The following is a 16,244-nucleotide window of genomic DNA, read 5'->3' as shown; positions in this document are numbered from 1 at the left end:
CCTCAGAGGCAAGAAAATTGCCGCTGAGGCAAACCTCTGGCTGAATCATGGGCATGAGTCCTGCCGACCCTGCCGAGGCGGATGCCGCCCTCGCCGTCGCGCCGCAGCTGCGTGAGCTGCGGCGGCGCGCCTCGCTCACGCTCGAGGCCGCCGCGCGATCCGCCGGTCTGTCGCCCGCGCATCTCTCGCGGCTCGAGACCGGGCAACGCCAGCCGTCCCTTCCGATGCTGCTGGCCCTCGCGCGCATCTACGGTACGACGGTCTCCGAGCTGCTCGGGGAGACCCCCGCCGACCGTGACGCCGTGGTGCGCGCCGCCGACATGGAACCCACCGCGGCCGGCGGCTGGACGTACTGGCAGGCCGGGGCGCCAGCCCGCGGGATGCAGGCCCTGCGCCTCCAAGTGCCGTACGGCGCGCAGGGCGACATCGTGCGGGTGCATCCGGGCGAGGAGTGGCTGTACGTCCTCACCGGGCGGTTGCGCATGCGCCTGGGCGACAGCACCCATCTGCTCGCACCGGGAGACAGCGCGCACTTCGACTCGCTGACCCCGCACCGGATCGCCGCTGCGGACCGGAGCGGGGTCGAGCTCCTTTTCGTACACACCCTGCTGCAGAGCCCGGCCACCGCGCTCTGTCTTGGAGAGCCGACATGAGCGAGAACGCCATGAACGAGAACAGCGCAAGCCAGGACACCGAGAGCGCGAACAAGAAGACCGACATGGAGGAGAAGTTCCCGCGGGGCCTCGTCATCCGACTGATCGTGTACGTCGCCGTCGGACACCTCTTCGCGGCCTTCGTCTACCTGCTCTTCACGCTCGGCGGGCAGAACCAGTAGGCCTGGGCGGGGAACCTAGTCGAGGAACTTCTCGCGCAGCCGCTCGCGCACCTCGGGCGTGACCTTCAGGCCCTCTTCGAGGTAGCGGTCGACGCTGCCCCAGGTCTCCTCGATCGTGTCGAAGGCGGCGCGCAGATACTCGACGCGGGCGTCGAAGAGGGGGCTCAGGAGCTCCATGACCTCGGGGGACATGGCCTCCGGCGAGTCGCTGGTGCGCTTCACCTTGTAGCGGCGGTGGGCGGCGTTGGACTCCAGGTAGTCCGTCTCGATGGCCTCGCGCTCGACGCCCAGGGCGAGCAGGGTGACCGCGATGGACAGGCCCGCGCGGTCCTTGCCGGCGGCGCAGTGCATCAGGGCGGGCACGCTGTCCTCGGCGAGGGCGTGCAGGACCCGGCTGTGCTCGGCGGTGCGCTCCTTGATGATCGAGCGGTACGACGACGTGATGCGGTCCGCGGCCTTGCCGTCGGCGAGGATCGAGCGGAGCTCGTCCATGTTGCCGTCGCGGACCATCTTCCAGAACTCGGCGCCGTCGGCCGGGTCGGAGAGCGGCAGATTCACATTGCGTACGCCGGTCAGCTCGACGTCCGGGCCTTCGAGCTTCTGATCCGCCGCATTGCGGAAGTCGAATATGGTGTGCAGCCCCAGCGAGCCGAGGAACTCGGCGTCGGACGCGGTGGCATGGGCCAGATGGCCACTGCGGAAGAGCCGCCCGGCCTGCAACCGCCGGCCGTCCACGGTCGGCAGCCCGCCCACGTCACGGAAATTGCGCACTCCGGCCAGCTCGGGTTCTGTCGACGGGACCTGCTGCGTCACGGGGGCTCCTCCGAATAGGCCGTCGGCGCTTGCTCGCCGGCGGTGCGCGCCTTCGACCATACGACATCGGTGTCCAGGGCAATCATCTGTCCGCATGCCCGGAAAGCGGAGGTGGCATCGGGATGTGCGCGCGGTGGTGAAGAGTGCGGCGCGGGCGTTGCCCCGGCCGTGGGGCGCCCCCGAAGATGGCCGTGAGTGTTCACGGCTGTGCGCACCTGTGCGTGGCTGATCGCGGCTGTTCGGATCTGTGGGGGTCTTGGTGATCGAGGTCGGTGGCGACGGTCGTACGTGGGTGCTCTCCGGGCCCACCAGCAGTTACGCCCTCCACCTGGGCGCCGGCGACGAACTGCTTCACCTGCACTGGGGCGCGCGCATCGCCCTCGCCGACGCGGAGGCCCTGGCGGCCGAACCGGGCCCGCCCGCCCGGGGGTTCGAGTCCCCGCTGGACGGACGCGAGGAGTACCCGGTCGAGGGCGGGCCCCGCTTCGTGCGGCCCGCGCTGTCGGTGCGTACGCCTGAAGTGCGGGGCACCGAGTGGCAGTTCGGGGCGGCGAGCGTGGCGGCCGGCGAGCTGCGCCTGCGCTTCGAGGACACGGCGCACCGGCTCGGGATCACGCTGGTGTACCGGATGCGCGGGGACGTGCTGGAGCGCTCCGCCGTCCTGGAGCACCTGGGCCACGGCCCGGACGTGGAGGTGCTGCGCGCGGACTCCGCGGTCTGGACGCTGCCGGAGCGCGAGCGGTGGCGGCTGTCCCAGCTGCACGGGCGGTGGGCCGCCGAGTCGCGGCTCGTACGCTCCGACCTCACGTACGGCGAGAAGATCATCGGGAGTCGGCGCGGGCACACGAGCCATCAGCATCTGCCCTGGGTCGCGCTCGACGCGGAAGGGGCGAGTGAGGAGCACGGCGAGGTCTACGGCTGCGCCCTCGCCTGGTCGGGGTCATGGCGCATCGCCGTGCAGCAGCTGCCGGACGGTCGGGTGCAGATCGCCGGCGGGAGCGGGCACGACGACTCGGGGCAGGCGCTGCTGCGGCCCGGTGAGTCCCTCACCACGCCCGTCTTCGCCGGACTGTGGAGCGCGGGTGGCTTCGGCGGGGCGAGCCGGGCCTGGCACGCCTACCAGCTGGAGCACGTGATCCCGGACGCCCAGGACGTGCGGCCCGTGCTCTACAACTCCTGGGAGGCCACCGGCTTCGACATCTCCGAGGCGCAGCAGCGGGCGCTGGCCCGGCGGGCGGCCGACATCGGTGTGGAGCTGTTCGTGGTGGACGATGCCTGGTTCGGGCGGCGCACCAGCGACCGGGCCGGCCTCGGCGACTGGACACCGAATCCTGATCGTTTTCCCGGCGGGCTGAAGCCGCTCGCCGATGAAGTGCACGGGCTGGGAATGCAGTTCGGGATCTGGGTCGAACCGGAAATGGTCAACGCGGACAGTGATCTGTATCGGGCGCACCCCGACTGGGTGCAGCACTTTCCCGGGCGTACCCGCACCGAATTCCGGCATCAGCTGGTGCTCAACCTCGCGCGCACCGACGTACAGGACTATCTGTGGGAACAGCTGCACACACTGTTGTCGTCCGCGCCGATCGACTATGTGAAATGGGACTTCAACCGCAGCTTCACGGATGCGGGCTGGCCCGGCGAGGAGTGTCCGCAGCGGCTCTGGAATGACCATGTGCATGCCTTGTACGCGCTGCTCGACCGGCTGCGGGCCGAGCACCCCGGGGTGGCCTTCGAGTCCTGCTCGGGCGGGGGCGGCCGGATCGATCTGGGCATCCTCGCCCGGACCGACCAGGTGTGGACCTCCGACAACACCGACCCGTTGGACCGGCTCGCCATCCAGCACGGCTTCAGCCAGCTGCACCCCGCCCGGGTGATGGCCGCCTGGGTCACCGACAGCCCGAACACGCAGCTCAACGACCGAGTGAGCTCGCTTCGCTTCCGCTTCGTGAGCGCCATGGCGGGGGTGCTCGGGGTGGGCGGCGATCTCACGCGGTGGAGCGAGGCGGAGCTGGCCGAGGCGCGGGAGTGGGTGGACCTCTACAAGGAGATCAGGCCCGTCGTGCAGCACGGCGAGCTGTACCGGCTGCGGGCTCCGGACGGCGGGCTCAGTGCCGTGCAGTACGTGCACGGGGGCGAGGTCGTCGTCCTCGCGTGGCTGCAGGCGCAGCGGTACGGGGAGCCGGTGGCGCGGCTGCGGCTGCGGGGGCTCGATCCGGCGGGGACGTACGAGCAGGTCGGGGTGGGGGACAGGGTCGGCAGGAGCGACAGGGCCGGGGCGGGAGAGGTGCACCGGGGGGCGGTGCTGCTCCATCACGGGCTGCACACCGGGCTGCGTGGTGACCTTGATGCCGCGATCTTCCGCTTCAGTCGTAAATGACCGATTCGGGGGATTAGGTAGTTTCAGGTGGTTGGTGAACTTCAAGTGGTTCGCTGGATAAGGGGCTTACGCGGGCCTTCGTGGTAACTGGCCTGGAACTAAAGGCTCATGGCTCTCTGTCCGTGAGCGGGATCATAGTCGTGACCGTGCGTGGCGATCTTCGCGGGCCGATTTCCAGGGGTAAGGCGGCACTAAAGATCATTCATCCACGGAGTGTGACGGCAATTCCGGGAATGGATCATCGGTGGGCAATTGCGCGGGAATTGATTGCTTGTCTCCGCGCTCCGCGCTCGTTTACGTTCTGCGGCATCCGGACGGACGCCCAATCCTGCCGCCGCCCGGAATTCCGCACACCCACCCGTGTACGGCAGGAGCGGGGGACCCACGGTTAGATGCCGCATCCGGTCCACCGGAGAGGCTTGGGGTGAAGCCGCGTAAAAGCGGCCGGACATCTCCAGTCCGAACCCGACAGCTCACCTCGCAGGCGCCGGAGAGGAATTCGCCATGCCCGCGAAGGGTAAGCACCGCCGTCCCAAGTCCCAGCGGATCAGCCGCGGATTCGCCGCCGCAGGCACCGGAGGCGCCGCCCTCGCGCTGCCGCTGCTCGGAGCCGCCGGCGCCCATGCTGCGACCGCCGCCGCCCCCCAGGTGCAGCAGGCCGCCCCCGCCGCCGCACCGCAGGCCGCCGCCAAGACGTACTCCGTCGTCGCCGGGGACTCGCTGTCCGCGATCGCCGACGAGCTGAACGTCGACGGCGGCTGGAAGAAGCTGTACGCCGACAACCGCAAGGTCGTCGGCGACGACCCCCGGCACATACGCCCCGGCATGAAGCTGAAGCTCGACGGCGCCGCCGAGGCCACCGCGAAGTCCGCGGCGAAGGCCGACGCCACCGGGGCCACGGCCAGCCAGGCGCAGATCGACGCGGCCGGCACCAAGGCTGCCGAGGCCGTGCAGGGCGAGGCCGTCCAGGCCAAGGCCGCGAACGGCTTCACCGCCCCGGTCGAGGCCCCCATCAGCACCTCGTACCGCACGGCCGGCGCCATGTGGTCCAGCGGCTACCACACCGGCACCGACTTCGTCGTCCCGTCCGGCACCCCGGTCAAGGCCATCGGCGAGGGCACCGTCGTCTCGGCCGGCTGGAGCGGCTCGTACGGCAACGAGGTCGTCATCCAGCACGCCGACGGCCACTACTCGCAGTACGCCCACATGACGTCCCTGAACGTCGCCACCGGGCAGAGCGTCGACGGCGGCACCCAGATCGGCCTGTCCGGCTCCACCGGCAACTCCACCGGACCGCACCTGCACTTCGAGGTCCGCACCGGCCCCGGCTACGGCTCGGACGTCGACCCGCTCGCGTACCTGCGCAGCCACGGCGTGACCGTCTGACGCATTGCGCACCGTGTTCAGGAGCGCGTTCCGAGCCGCGTCCCGAACTGCATCGCGACCGTGCTTTCACCGATGGCCGGAGCCCGTAAAGGGCTCCGGCCATCGGTGCGTTCGGCGCTGATGCCCGGTATTCCGACTTGGTTCGATCTTTATCGGTGGCATATATCACCCGCCGTCAAGCCCCCGTTGACCCTTATTACGGTGGCGTAGGTCACGGGACGAGGTGAAAGATATGCCGACGTGGCAGACGAATCGACACCCCAGTTCAAGTCGTACGCGGCTGTCGGCGACAGCTTCACCGAAGGTGTCGGCGACCCGGGCCCCGGCGACACCTTCGTCGGCTGGGCCGACCGCCTGGCCGTCCTCCTCGACGACCGGCACCCCGAGCAGACCTTCCGCTACGCCAACCTCGCCGTGCGCGGCAAGCTCCTCGACCAGATCGTCGAGGAGCAGGTCCCGCGCGCCAAGGAGCTCGCCCCCGACCTGGTGAGCTTCTGCGCCGGCGGCAACGACATCATTCGCCCCGGCACCGACCCCGACGACGTCGCGGCCCGCTTCGAGCGGGCCGTCGCCGACCTGAAGGAGAACGTCGGCACGGTCCTCGTGACCACCGGCTTCGACACCCGGAACGTTCCGGTCCTGCGGCATCTGCGCGGCAAGATCGCTACGTACACCGCCCATGTGCGCTCCATCGCCGACCGCTACGACTGCCCCGTCCTCGACCTGTGGTCGCTGCGCTCGGTCCAGGACCGCCGTGCCTGGGACGGTGACCGCCTCCACCTGTCGGCGGAGGGCCACACCCGCGTCGCGCTGCGCGCCGCCCAGGTGCTCGGCCTGGAGATCCCGGCCGACCCCGACCAGGCATGGCCGCCGCTGCCGCCGCGAGGCACGCTCGAGGTGCGGCGCGACGACATCCAGTGGGCGCGCGAGTATCTGGTCCCGTGGATCGGGCGGCGGCTGCGCGGGGAGTCTTCGGGCGACCACGTGTCGGCGAAGCGGCCGGACCTGATGCCTCTGTGAGTCGGGCCTGATGTCTCCGTGCGTCGGGCCTGATGTCTTCGTGCGTCGGGCCTGTTGGGTCTGCGAGCCGTTCCTGATGCCTCTGAGAGCCGGATCTGTCGCCTCCGTAAGGAGGTTGCCCTTTAGCTGGAGCGAAGGCGTATCGAGTTAGAGTTCGATGATTTCGACACGTCTACTCATGGGGGCCAGTCATGGCGCTTTTCGGCAACGCGCACACCATCGATCCGGGCAAGGCGCAGCAGGAGTACGCACGCCTCCTCGGGCAGGGCGAACAGGTCTACGCCGCCTTCGTGTTGATCCGCGACACCATGCTGTTCACCGATCGCCGCCTCGTCCTCATCGACAAGCAGGGGATCACCGGCAAGAAGGTCGAGTACCACACGGTGCCGTACCGCAGCATCACGCACTTCGCGGTGGAGACCGCGGGGCACTTCGACCTCGACGCGGAACTCAAGATCTGGATATCGGGCAACCCCACGCCGATCGAGAAGACCTTCACCAAGGGCGTCAACATCTATGAGGTGCAGGCGATCCTGACGCAGTTCGTGGCCCGGTGAGGTGACCCGGTGAGGTGACAGGCGGCGCGGAGCGGGAGTGGCGTGGCCCCCCGGGCGGGCGCCGGTGCTGGGATGACCGCGCGGCCTCTCCGGGAACCGGGGGAGGGGCCCTAAGAGCGGAAGGACCACCCCTCATGCCCGTACGCACCTCAACGCCCCTGGCCGCACGGTCGCTCGCCGCGGCCGTCCTGGCCGGGGGCCTGCTCGCCGGTGCCGCGACGCAGGCCGTCGCCGCACCCGAGGCCTCGCCCGCCGCCCAGGCCGGGACCGCGCAGGCGCCCAAGCCGGCGACCGTGACCGTGACCGGCGAGGGCCGTGCGACGGCCATGCCGGACACGGCCGTCGTCACCGTCGGCGTCGAGGTCACCAAGCCGACCGCGCAGGCCGCCCTCAAGGCGCAGAACGCCGCGGCGGACGCGCTGCTCGCGGCCGCGAAGAAGGAGGGGCTCGCGGAGCGGGACGTACGCACCGAGAGCCTGTCGCTCTCCGCCGTCAACGAGCACAACCCCACCACCGGCACGTCCAAGATCACCGGATATCAGGCGGGGCAGGTGTTCTCGCTGCAGGTCCGCGACATCAAGCGGACCGGCGCGGTCATCCAGGCCGTGATGGACGCGAGCGGCGACGCCGGCCGCATCCACTCCGTCGCCTTCGACGTCGCCGACAGCAGCCGCCTGCGTTCCGCGGCGCGCCGCTCCGCGCACCTGGACGCGCACGAGAAGGCCGTGCAGTACGCGCGGCTCAGCGGCTGCAAGCTGGGCCGTCTGGTGTCGCTGAACGAGGGGGAGAGCGGGCGGCCGCGCCCGCTCGCGATGCCGGCCGTGGCGTTCGACAAGGAGGGCGTGCCGGTGGCGCCGGGGGAGGTCGAGGACCAGGTGACGGTCACTGCCGTGTATGAGCTGTGCTGACGGTCTCGCCCTGAACGGGCGGTTCAGCCCTGGTGTGCCGCGCCGGTCAACGCCTCGCGGTCGAGGCCGAGTTCGCGGGCCAGGGCGTCGTCGACCCACTCCAGCATGGCGGTCCGGGTCAGCGTGCCCGCGTACGCCGTGGTCTGCACGGCCAGGCCGTCGAGCAGGGCGGTCAGGCGCAGGGCCGCCGCCCTCGGGTCGGGGCAGCTGAACTCGCCCGCGGCGGCGCCCTCGGCCATGACCTCGGCGAGGGCGGCCTTCCACTGCTGGTCGAGGTCGCGGGTCACCTCGCGCAGGGCGGGCTCGCGCTGGGCCGCGGCCCAGCCCTCGATCCACAGCCGCCAGCCCTTGGCCTGGCCGGTCGGCGCGTACCAGCGCACCGCCGCCCGCAGTCGGCGCAGGGCGGTGGTGCGGCGGCCCAGGACCTTGCGCAGATGGGCCAGGTCGCCCTCGGCGGCGTAGGTGAAGGCGGCCGCGACGAGCCGTTCCTTGGACGCGAAGTGGTAGAGCACCAGGGCGTTGCTCACGCCGAGCGAGGAGGCGACATCGGCGATGCGGACCGCGGCCACGCCACGGGCCTCGATCTGCTCGACGGCGGCGCGAAGGAGTTCTTCGCGCCGCTCCTGCACACTCAACCGGACCCGTGCCACGGCGTCACCCTAGTTGCTCGCGGACGGCCGGAGCAGGGCGGGGCCGACCGGGGATTCGGCTGTACCGGGACTCAGCGGTACCGAGGATTCAGCGGTACCGCAGATTCAGCGGTACGTGCCGAACCGTTCCGTGATGACCGGCAGCCGCTCCGCCGCCAGTGCGTGCGCCGCGGCCCGCGGGGTGCGGCCGTCGGCGGCGGCACGGTCCAGGAGATGGCCGACCAGGGCGCGCATCGCCCCGCGCGTGTGCGCGAAGGCCGCGTTCGCGTCGGCCGGGACGTCGCCGAAGAGCGTCCACCACCACCAGGCATTGGTCCCGGAGTTGACGGCCACGTCCGGAAGGACGGTGACGCCACGGGCCGCCAGCAGCTCCTCGGCCTCCGGCAGCACCGGCAGATTGGCGGCCTCGACGATCCAACGCGCCCTGATCCGCGCCTGGTTGGCGGCGTCGATCGCATAGGACACCGCGGCGGGGACCAGCACCTCCGCGTCCGCCGCCAGCCAGGCGTCGTCGCCGAGTTCCTGGTCGCCGGGCCGCAGCACGGAACGGTCCACGCAGCCGTACGCGTCCCGCGCGGCGAGCAGCGCCTCCACGTCCAGGCCGTCCGGGTTGGCGATCGTCCCCTTGATGTCGGCGACGGCGACGATCTTGAGCCCGGCCCGTTGGAGGAACCGGGCCGTCGCCCCGCCCATCGTGCCGAGGCCCTGCACGGACACGCGGGCCCCGATGCGCTCCACGCGCGCGTGGTCGAGCGCGACGAGTACCGCCTCGGCGACTCCGCAGCCGCCGACCAGCTCGTCCAGACCGATGCCGTCCACCTCGACGGCGAACGCGTCCGCCAGCCGCGCTCGGGCTTCCCTCTCGTCGTCGAGCAGCGGATACACCGCCTGGATGGACGAGGTCAGCCCGGCCTCCGCCACCGCCCTGTCGACGACGTCCTGGGTGAGCCCGAGATCCTCACCCATGGTCCAGAAGCTCTCGATGTAGGGCCGCATGGCCCGCAGGTAGCGCACGAGAATCCCGTACGCCGCCGGGTCGCGCGGATCGCAGTCGATGCCGCCCTTCGCGCCGCCGAGCGGGATGTAGCGGGCCCGCGGGTCGTAGTGCAGGGCTTCCTTCATCGTCATCCCGCGCGCGAGGCCGGCGACTTCGTCGAGGGTGCAGCCCGGGCGCATGCGCAGGCCCCCGCTGGACACGCCACGCACCAGCCGGTCGACGACCAGGAAGCCGCGGTGGCCGGTGACGTGGTCGTTCCAGGTGAGGGACAGCAGGGGTGCGCCGGGCATGGTGCCTCCAAAGGATGCGGGGACGGCACCATGCTACTGACTGGCTATTCAGTAACGCGAGGATGTGCAGCGGTGCCGGACCCACAGGGCGCGTGCCCGCTGTCAGTGGGGGCGAGCACAATGGCCGACATGATCCAAACGCTTCCGGCGGTGCTGCCCGGTGCCTTGGTGGACACGCACGGCATAGACCTGACGCCGCCGTCCTCGCAGACGTCGCACTCGCCGCGTTGGCGGACGTCGGTCGACGACGTGACGGTCGCACCCTGTGGGGACGTCTACACGTTGACCACCGCACTCCGGAACACCTGGGGCGTGGCCGACGACGAGCCGGACCCGGGCGTCGCGAACTTCCGGTACCGGATCATCACGCGGCACTCCGCGGACGGCGAGGTCCTGGCCAGTGCGCTGTGCCCGTCCGACGACGACGGATCGGCCTCGGCCGTGGCCGACGGCGACGACATGACCTTCTGTGTGCTGCCCGACGGCACGCTGTCCGTCAACGCCCACCGGGACCGTACGACCCTGATCGCACCGGATCTGAGCCGAGTGCTTGCCACTTACGCCTCGACCGAGGACCGCACAGCGGGCAACGGCTTCGCCGGCTCGATCAGCGTCACGCCCTCGGGGCGCCTGCTGTGCACGGCCGCCGAGTACGGGGTCTGGGGCTACGGCAGCCGCATCGCCAACATCGTCGGACTCGCCGACGGTGCTTTGACGCCGGACAACAGGCCGCTGATCGAGGCGATCTCCTCGCTCGACCCCGCACCGGCCCGCCACGGTGACGACGACCTCACGGCTCAAGTCCGGTACCAGGGCTCGCCGGTCGGCAGGGAGCATCGCCCGCGCCCGGCGCTGACCGAGCTGGTCGCCGGAGCGGACCGGCTGTCCGGGTGGCACGACTCACGCCTCGGCCGCCCCGTCCCCCTGGCCGACGACCTGTTCGTCGTCCCTGTCTTCGCCAAGATCTACCGCGGCGGCAACCTGGGACAGCCGTTCGTCTTCGCCCTGGTCAACGACAAGGGCGAGATGACCGGCCGCCTGCAGGGCCTGGACCCGCGCACCGAAAGCCCCTTCACCGGCTTCTGCTTCACCCTCGCCGGCGACCCGTACCGCGGCCGGGCCTTCCACCTCAACCGCTACGGCATGTACGCCTGGGACAGGAGCGGCGCCCTGCGTGCCCGGCTGGACACCGCCGCCAAGACCTTCAAGCCCCTGACCCCCTTCACCCTGGCCGGCTGCGCCCCCGACGGCGACCTGCTGCTGTTCCACCGCAAGCAGCACCTGATCCTGCGCGTGCCCGCCCCCGACGACCTCGCCGACCTCCCGACGGTGATGGAGGACGCCCTGCGCACGTACGCGAAGCAGCGGACCGCCCTGAAGAAGGCGTGGGCCCCCGTCGACTGGCACTGGGTCCACGCCTCGGTCCCGGTCGGCCGGCTCTGAGCTCCCTCTCAGGCCGCGGACTGCGCTTCGGACCCGGACCCGCGCAGCTCGCACGAGTCCTTGAAGCCCTGGCTGGTCAGGCCGAGTGCGGCGTTGACCCGGGAGCGCAGGTTCTCCACGGCCACCATCGTCGTGAGCTCCACGAAGGCCGGCTCGCCGAGCTGCTCGACCAGGCGGGCGGCCACGTCGTCGTCGATGTCGGGCGGGGTCGCGGTCATGCCCTCCGCGTACCCCATGACGTCCCGCTCCAGCGCCGTGTACGCGTCGCTGTCACGCCAGGCCGGGACGTCGTGCAGCTTGGCCGGGTCCATGCCGCGCTCGTGGTTCTCCCAGTAGCCGAAGTCCATGCACCAGGAGCAGCCGATCGACGCGGCCGAGGCCATCACCGCGAGGGCCTTGAGGTCGGTGTCGAGCTTGTTCCACTTGGCCAGGGACAGCTCGAAGCGGGCCGTGCTCCACAGCACCTTCGGGTTGTGCGCGGTCGCCTTCGCCGGGTCCATGACCTTGCCGTAGGTGCGCTTCGAGTACCACTCGATCGCCCGGTAGAAGAGGGTGCGGGGCGGGGTGAGCGAGATGCGGGCCATGGGGCCACCTCCGTACGAGGACTGCTGTGTCTGCCTTGTCACCCCTACGACGGACCCGGCACCCGGGAATGTGACATCGCGGATCCAGCGGATTCACACGGACCGGAATCCTGCGGGCGCATGCCGCGTTGAGCAGGTCATGACGGCTACCGACGAGTCACCCGACGCGCGCGAGGACGCTCTGCTGAAGCTGGTTTCCGAATACGACGGCGGGGTCCTGGTCACCCTCCGGCGCGACGGCCGCCCCCAGCTGTCGAACGTGAACCACCACTACTACCCGGACGAGCGCATCATCCGCGTCTCGATCACGGCCGACCGGGCCAAGACCCGCAACCTGCTGCGCGACCCGCGGGCGAGCTACCACGTCACCAGCGACGACCGCTGGGACTACACCGTCGTCGACGCCACCGCCGAGCTCACCCCGGTCGCCGCCGACCCGCACGACGCGACCGTCGAGGAGCTGATCACCCTGTTCCGCGACGTACGGGGCGAACACCCCGACTGGGACGACTACCGCGCGGCCATGGTGCGCGACCAGCGGATCGTGCTCCGGCTGCACGTCGAGCGCGCCTACGGCCAGCGGCGCGGACAGGGCTGAGCAGCCCCATGAGCCCCGTCCACCGCGATACGTCTCACCAGGGCGGATCCGGCCCATGACGCCACTGTCGGACCCCCAGCCCATAATGGAAAACCTGCCGATCCTCCAGGAGGTGCCGTGACCCGTTCCCTGCTCCCAGGGCTCAGCTCGCTGCGGCCCGACGCCTTCGGCGCCGAGCCGAGCGGCGAGCGGCTGGCGCGGATCCGTAGATCGCCGAACTTCGCCGACGGCACGTTCCAGAACCCCGTCGGCGCCAGGGTCGGGCCCGTCGGCTCCAAGATCGAATTCGCCAAGCTCTACTTCGCGAAGGAGCAGCGCCTGCGCCGTGCCCCGGTCGGCACCGTGCCCGTGCACCCGACGACCCTCGCCGACCTCGCCAAGCCCCCGGCGAGCGGGCTGCGGCTCACCTGGATGGGGCACTCCAGCGTGCTCGCCGAGATCGACGGCCGGCGGATCCTGTTCGACCCCGTGTGGGGAGAGCGCTGCTCGCCCTTCGCCTTCGCCGGGCCGAAGCGGCTGCACCCCGTGCCGGTGCCGCTCGCGGCGCTCGGCCCGGTCGACGCCGTGGTCATCTCGCACGACCACTACGACCACCTCGACATGCCCACCATCAAGGCCCTGGCCGGTACGGACACGGTCTTCGCGGTGCCCCTCGGCGTCGGCGCCCACCTCGAGCACTGGGGCGTGCCCGCCGACCGGCTGCGCGAGCTGGACTGGCACGAGAGCACCAAGATCGCCGGCCTCACGCTGACCGCCACGCCCGCCCGCCACTTCTGCGGCCGCGGACTGCGCAACCAGCAGCACACCCTGTGGGCCTCCTGGGCCGTCGCGGGCGACGAGCACCGCATCTTCCACAGCGGGGACACCGGCTACTTCCCCGGCTTCAAGGACATCGGCGAGGCGTACGGACCGTTCGACGCGACGATGGTCCAGATCGGCGCCTACTCGGACTTCTGGCCCGACATCCACATGACGCCGCAGGAGGGCATCCAGGCGCACCTGGACCTGCAGGGCGGCCCGCACGGCGCGTTCCTGCCGATCCACTGGGGCACGTTCAACCTCGCCCCGCACCCGTGGGACGAGCCGGGCGAGGACACCTTCGCCGCGGGGCGCCGCGCGGGGGTGACGGTCGCGCTGCCGGAGCCCGGGCAGCCCTTCGAGCCGACCGCGGACACCCTCCCGGTATCGCCGTGGTGGCGCGGCGTCGCGGCGCCCGCGTCGGATGCGGCCCGCAGTGCGTCCGGGGACACTGGCAAACCCCGGTCCGAGCCGGTCGGCGAGCCCGGTCAGCCCGAGGCGGCGCCGGTCGCCTAGCCGCGCAGGACCCGAACCCCGGAGGGCCCGGATGAGCTCGTACGGCAGCTGGACCGAGGACGAGGGTCTGCCCGCGTTCGCCCTCCGGGCCGGGGCCGTGCACCCGGCGTGGAACCGCTTCATCGACCCGCCCACCCGCAGACGCTGGATCCACCTCGGCAACCGCAGGCTCACCCTCGTCGCCGACACCGAGGGCCGCAGCGGCCTCTGGGACGAGCACCGTGGCCTGCGCTGGCTCACCGAACCGGAGCCGCGCGGCACCGGTGTCAGCACCCTCGAAGACGCCCGTGGCGCAAGCCTGTTGAGCTCGGACCAGCCGGACACGGAGCTGCTGTTCGGACCGACGTACGCACGCGCGCGTGCCCGCACCGAAGGCGCTGCCCTGGAACGCACGGTGCTGTGCCCCGAGGGGGAGCAGCCGTTCGTGCTGGTGCGGGTCGACGTGGCCAACGAGGGTGCGTCGCCCCTGCGCGGGCAGCTGACCGAGGAATGGGACGTCAGACAGCGGCAGTTGGAGTACCTCGAGATCGGGACGCGCAAGTCTCCGCCCGTGTACGAAGGTGGTGTGCCGCTTCGCCTGGAAGCGCTCGACGGGGCGGCAGGGGAGATGCGGGCCGAGGGCAGTCAGGGCCCGCTGCGCGTCACCGTTCCCGTCGACCTCGCACCGGGGCAGCGGCACACGGCGTGGTTCCGCTTCGGTGTGGCCGAGGACGGGACCGACGGCGTACGCGAACCCGGCATCGCAGAGGGGAAGTTGACGCCTTCCCCGCAAGCCCTCTACGAGCAGTCCCTGCAGACCCTTCGGTCCCGCCTGCCGCGCGCCGCAGCCGGCCGGGCGCCCGAGGCCGCCGTCGAGATCCCCTGGCATGCCGCGCAGCTCACCGGGGGAATCTGCGCCGACGGCGTGCTCGGCGGGCACACCCTCGACCAGGGGTCCGCGTACTCCTTCAGGCACGGCTTCAACGGCGCCGCGCGTGATCCGCTGCAGCACGCCCTGCCGCTCGTCCACACCGAACCGGACCTCGCGCTGTCCGTGCTGCGCAACACCTGCGCCTGGGCGAGCGAGGACGGTGAACTGCCCTATGCGCTCGATGCGGACAAGCAGCCGCGCACCGACCTGTTCCGGCCCTCCGACCAGAACCTGTGGGCCCTGTGGCTCGCCGCCGAGTACGCCGCCGCGACCGGTGACCTGGCCGCCTTCGCCGCGCCGGCCGGTTTCCACCCCGCGTACAAGGCGCCCGAGGTGTCGCTCGGCGAGCATCTGCGGCGCCAGTTCCGGTACTTCAAGGACGTCGTCGGCACCGGCGAGCACGGGCACGTACGGATCCGCAACGCCGACTGGAACGACCTGGTGCTCGACGAGGTGCACACCGACCGGCAGACGATGATCGACCGCGGCGAGTCCGTGCTCAACTCCGCGATGGCCGCCTGGGTGTTGCCGGTGTACGCGGGGCTCGCGGACCGGCTCGGCGACCACGGAACGGCCGACGAGGCGCGGACGTACGGCGAGCAGCTGCGCCGGCGGGTAGCGGGGGAGTGGAACGGCCGGTGGTTCCGGCGGGCGCACGGACCCGGCGACGACCCGGTCGGCGAGCACGACATGTGGCTCGAGGTGCAGCCGTGGGCCATCCTGTGCGGCGCCGCGGACGCCGACCGTTCCCGCCAACTCCTCGCCACCATCGACGAGTTGGTGCGCAAGGACTCGCCGCTCGGCGCACGGCTGCAGTGGCCGGCGCCCGAGGCCGACCGGGGCGGGATCTGGTACGCCATCAACGCCACACTCGTCTGGGCGGCCGCCGAGATCGACCCCGACCTGGCCTGGGACGAATGGCGCCGCATGACCCTGCACGCGCACGCCCGCGCCTACCCCGACCTGTGGGAGGGCACGCTCTCCGGCCCCGACGCCTACCTGCCGCCCGAGTCGGAGCGCCCCGGCCGGACCTGGGTGCTGCCCGAGGTCGGCGTCGCCATGCAGGCCTGGCCGGTCGCCAACCAACACGCGCACGCCCAGCCCCTGTTCGGCTATCTGCGCCTGCTCGGCATCGGGCCCAGGCCCGACGGGCGGCTCGCGGTCGGCGGGGCGGCCGCCGGCGGCGCCGGGTTCGACAGTCCGGTCCTGACCGTACGGCCCGACGGCTCCGGGCGACTGCGGACGCTGGGGGAGACCGAGGTCGTCACGGCACGCGGGAGCGTGCGCGGCGGACCCGGCGACATCGACTGGGTGTGACCGGGGCGGGGCGCCCGCAGTCCGGAACGGTCGCCATGCGGCCCGGATTGGCGTAGCGGCACACCTGTCGGCAACGTACGGCAACACCCGTAGGCGACGTACGCGAACACCCGTCCGACCTGGCATTCGTTCGGCAGTGCGAGGCCTCATACCAGAGCGGGACGCAGCTCGCTGGACTTTGTCAACTGCCCACCGAACCTGTTGCGTTGGCGACTACGGTGTGTGCTCGTCGATCAACGCAG

At 71.3% G+C, this 16,244-nt stretch carries 15 protein-coding genes and 1 riboswitch; of the genes, 11 read left to right on the top strand and 4 right to left on the bottom strand.

All coding sequences use genetic code 11. The annotated features are described in order from the left end of the window. The first annotated feature begins 53 nt into the window (after positions 1-53). Both OG430_RS09115 and OG430_RS09110 read left to right on the top strand, forming a co-directional pair. Positions 54-653, top strand: coding sequence for a helix-turn-helix domain-containing protein (locus tag OG430_RS09115; RefSeq protein WP_327351929.1), 600 nt, complete (start codon positions 54-56; stop codon positions 651-653). A gap of 65 nt (positions 654-718) precedes the next feature. Then, complete coding sequence (locus OG430_RS09110) at positions 719-835, top strand: DUF6126 family protein (protein WP_327359009.1); 117 nt, start codon at positions 719-721, stop codon at positions 833-835. A 15-nt stretch (positions 836-850) separates the two neighbouring features. Here OG430_RS09110 and OG430_RS09105 read toward each other — a convergent pair whose 3' ends face one another. Further along, positions 851-1,648 (bottom strand): tyrosine-protein phosphatase, encoded by a 798-nt coding sequence (locus OG430_RS09105; protein ID WP_327351928.1) that lies wholly within the window; start codon positions 1,646-1,648, stop codon positions 851-853. A 259-nt stretch (positions 1,649-1,907) separates the two neighbouring features. Between OG430_RS09105 and OG430_RS09100 the strand changes: the two genes are divergently transcribed. From OG430_RS09100 to OG430_RS09080, 5 genes are all read left to right on the top strand, one after another. After that, positions 1,908-4,028, top strand: a complete 2,121-nt coding sequence (locus OG430_RS09100) for an alpha-galactosidase (RefSeq protein WP_327351927.1) — start codon at positions 1,908-1,910, stop codon at positions 4,026-4,028. A 341-nt stretch (positions 4,029-4,369) separates the two neighbouring features. After that, positions 4,370-4,530, top strand: a riboswitch (cyclic di-AMP (ydaO/yuaA leader). A gap of 2 nt (positions 4,531-4,532) precedes the next feature. Further along, positions 4,533-5,414, top strand: coding sequence for a M23 family metallopeptidase (locus tag OG430_RS09095; protein ID WP_327351926.1), 882 nt, complete (start codon positions 4,533-4,535; stop codon positions 5,412-5,414). A gap of 240 nt (positions 5,415-5,654) precedes the next feature. Beyond that, positions 5,655-6,434 carry an SGNH/GDSL hydrolase family protein gene (locus OG430_RS09090; RefSeq protein ID WP_327351925.1) on the top strand — a complete coding sequence of 260 codons (780 nt, stop codon included), beginning with the start codon at positions 5,655-5,657 and terminating at the stop codon, positions 6,432-6,434. Positions 6,435-6,625: 191 nt separating this feature from the next. Further along, a complete protein-coding gene (locus tag OG430_RS09085; protein ID WP_327351924.1) occupies positions 6,626-6,991 on the top strand; it encodes a PH domain-containing protein in 366 nt (121 codons plus the stop codon). 134 nt (positions 6,992-7,125) lie between these two features. Continuing rightward, positions 7,126-7,899, top strand: coding sequence for an SIMPL domain-containing protein (locus OG430_RS09080; protein ID WP_327351923.1), 774 nt, complete (start codon positions 7,126-7,128; stop codon positions 7,897-7,899). Positions 7,900-7,922: 23 nt separating this feature from the next. Here OG430_RS09080 and OG430_RS09075 read toward each other — a convergent pair whose 3' ends face one another. Then, a complete protein-coding gene (locus OG430_RS09075) occupies positions 7,923-8,549 on the bottom strand; it encodes a TetR/AcrR family transcriptional regulator (RefSeq protein ID WP_327351922.1) in 627 nt (208 codons plus the stop codon). A 105-nt stretch (positions 8,550-8,654) separates the two neighbouring features. Further along, complete coding sequence (locus tag OG430_RS09070) at positions 8,655-9,836, bottom strand: Glu/Leu/Phe/Val dehydrogenase dimerization domain-containing protein (protein ID WP_327351921.1); 1,182 nt, start codon at positions 9,834-9,836, stop codon at positions 8,655-8,657. Between the two features lie 129 nt (positions 9,837-9,965). Here OG430_RS09070 and OG430_RS09065 point away from each other — a divergent pair, with 129 nt between their 5' ends. Further along, positions 9,966-11,279, top strand: a complete 1,314-nt coding sequence (locus tag OG430_RS09065; protein ID WP_327351920.1) for a hypothetical protein — start codon at positions 9,966-9,968, stop codon at positions 11,277-11,279. Between the two features lie 8 nt (positions 11,280-11,287). Here OG430_RS09065 and OG430_RS09060 read toward each other — a convergent pair whose 3' ends face one another. Continuing rightward, the gene (locus tag OG430_RS09060; RefSeq protein WP_327351919.1) at positions 11,288-11,863 is read right to left on the bottom strand and encodes a carboxymuconolactone decarboxylase family protein; all 576 of its coding nucleotides are present in this window, start codon (positions 11,861-11,863) and stop codon (positions 11,288-11,290) included. Positions 11,864-12,002: 139 nt separating this feature from the next. Here OG430_RS09060 and OG430_RS09055 point away from each other — a divergent pair, with 139 nt between their 5' ends. The 3 genes from OG430_RS09055 (at position 12,003) to OG430_RS09045 (ending at position 16,002) form a co-directional block, all read left to right on the top strand. Beyond that, on the top strand, positions 12,003-12,461 hold the full coding sequence (locus OG430_RS09055) for a PPOX class F420-dependent oxidoreductase (RefSeq protein WP_327351918.1): 459 nt from the start codon (positions 12,003-12,005) through the stop codon (positions 12,459-12,461). Between the two features lie 117 nt (positions 12,462-12,578). Beyond that, positions 12,579-13,775: an MBL fold metallo-hydrolase gene (locus OG430_RS09050; RefSeq protein WP_327351917.1), complete on the top strand. Its 1,197-nt coding sequence runs from the start codon at positions 12,579-12,581 to the stop codon at positions 13,773-13,775. Positions 13,776-13,806: 31 nt separating this feature from the next. After that, complete coding sequence (locus OG430_RS09045; RefSeq protein ID WP_327351916.1) at positions 13,807-16,002, top strand: GH36-type glycosyl hydrolase domain-containing protein; 2,196 nt, start codon at positions 13,807-13,809, stop codon at positions 16,000-16,002. The last annotated feature ends 242 nt before the right edge of the window (positions 16,003-16,244 follow it).

The organism is Streptomyces sp. NBC_01304, from assembly GCF_035975855.1.
GTDB lineage: Bacteria > Actinomycetota > Actinomycetes > Streptomycetales > Streptomycetaceae > Streptomyces.
Note: the sequence above shows the minus strand (reverse complement) of the source record. Positions and strands in the feature narration are given on the sequence as shown.

Bases quoted from the DNA above. Each gene is read 5' to 3' on its own strand.
- OG430_RS09055 (WP_327351918.1), top strand. From the start codon at position 12,003: ATGACGGCTACCGACGAGTCACCCGACGCGCGCGAGGACGCTCTGCTG.
- OG430_RS09095 (WP_327351926.1), top strand. From the start codon at position 4,533: ATGCCCGCGAAGGGTAAGCACCGCCGTCCCAAGTCCCAGCGGATCAGC.
- OG430_RS09110 (WP_327359009.1), top strand. From the start codon at position 719: ATGGAGGAGAAGTTCCCGCGGGGCCTCGTCATCCGACTGATCGTGTAC.
- OG430_RS09070 (WP_327351921.1), bottom strand. From the start codon at position 9,836: ATGCCCGGCGCACCCCTGCTGTCCCTCACCTGGAACGACCACGTCACC.
- OG430_RS09085 (WP_327351924.1), top strand. From the start codon at position 6,626: ATGGCGCTTTTCGGCAACGCGCACACCATCGATCCGGGCAAGGCGCAG.
- OG430_RS09060 (WP_327351919.1), bottom strand. From the start codon at position 11,863: ATGGCCCGCATCTCGCTCACCCCGCCCCGCACCCTCTTCTACCGGGCG.
- OG430_RS09080 (WP_327351923.1), top strand. From the start codon at position 7,126: ATGCCCGTACGCACCTCAACGCCCCTGGCCGCACGGTCGCTCGCCGCG.
- OG430_RS09045 (WP_327351916.1), top strand. From the start codon at position 13,807: ATGAGCTCGTACGGCAGCTGGACCGAGGACGAGGGTCTGCCCGCGTTC.
- OG430_RS09115 (WP_327351929.1), top strand. From the start codon at position 54: ATGAGTCCTGCCGACCCTGCCGAGGCGGATGCCGCCCTCGCCGTCGCG.
- OG430_RS09065 (WP_327351920.1), top strand. From the start codon at position 9,966: ATGATCCAAACGCTTCCGGCGGTGCTGCCCGGTGCCTTGGTGGACACG.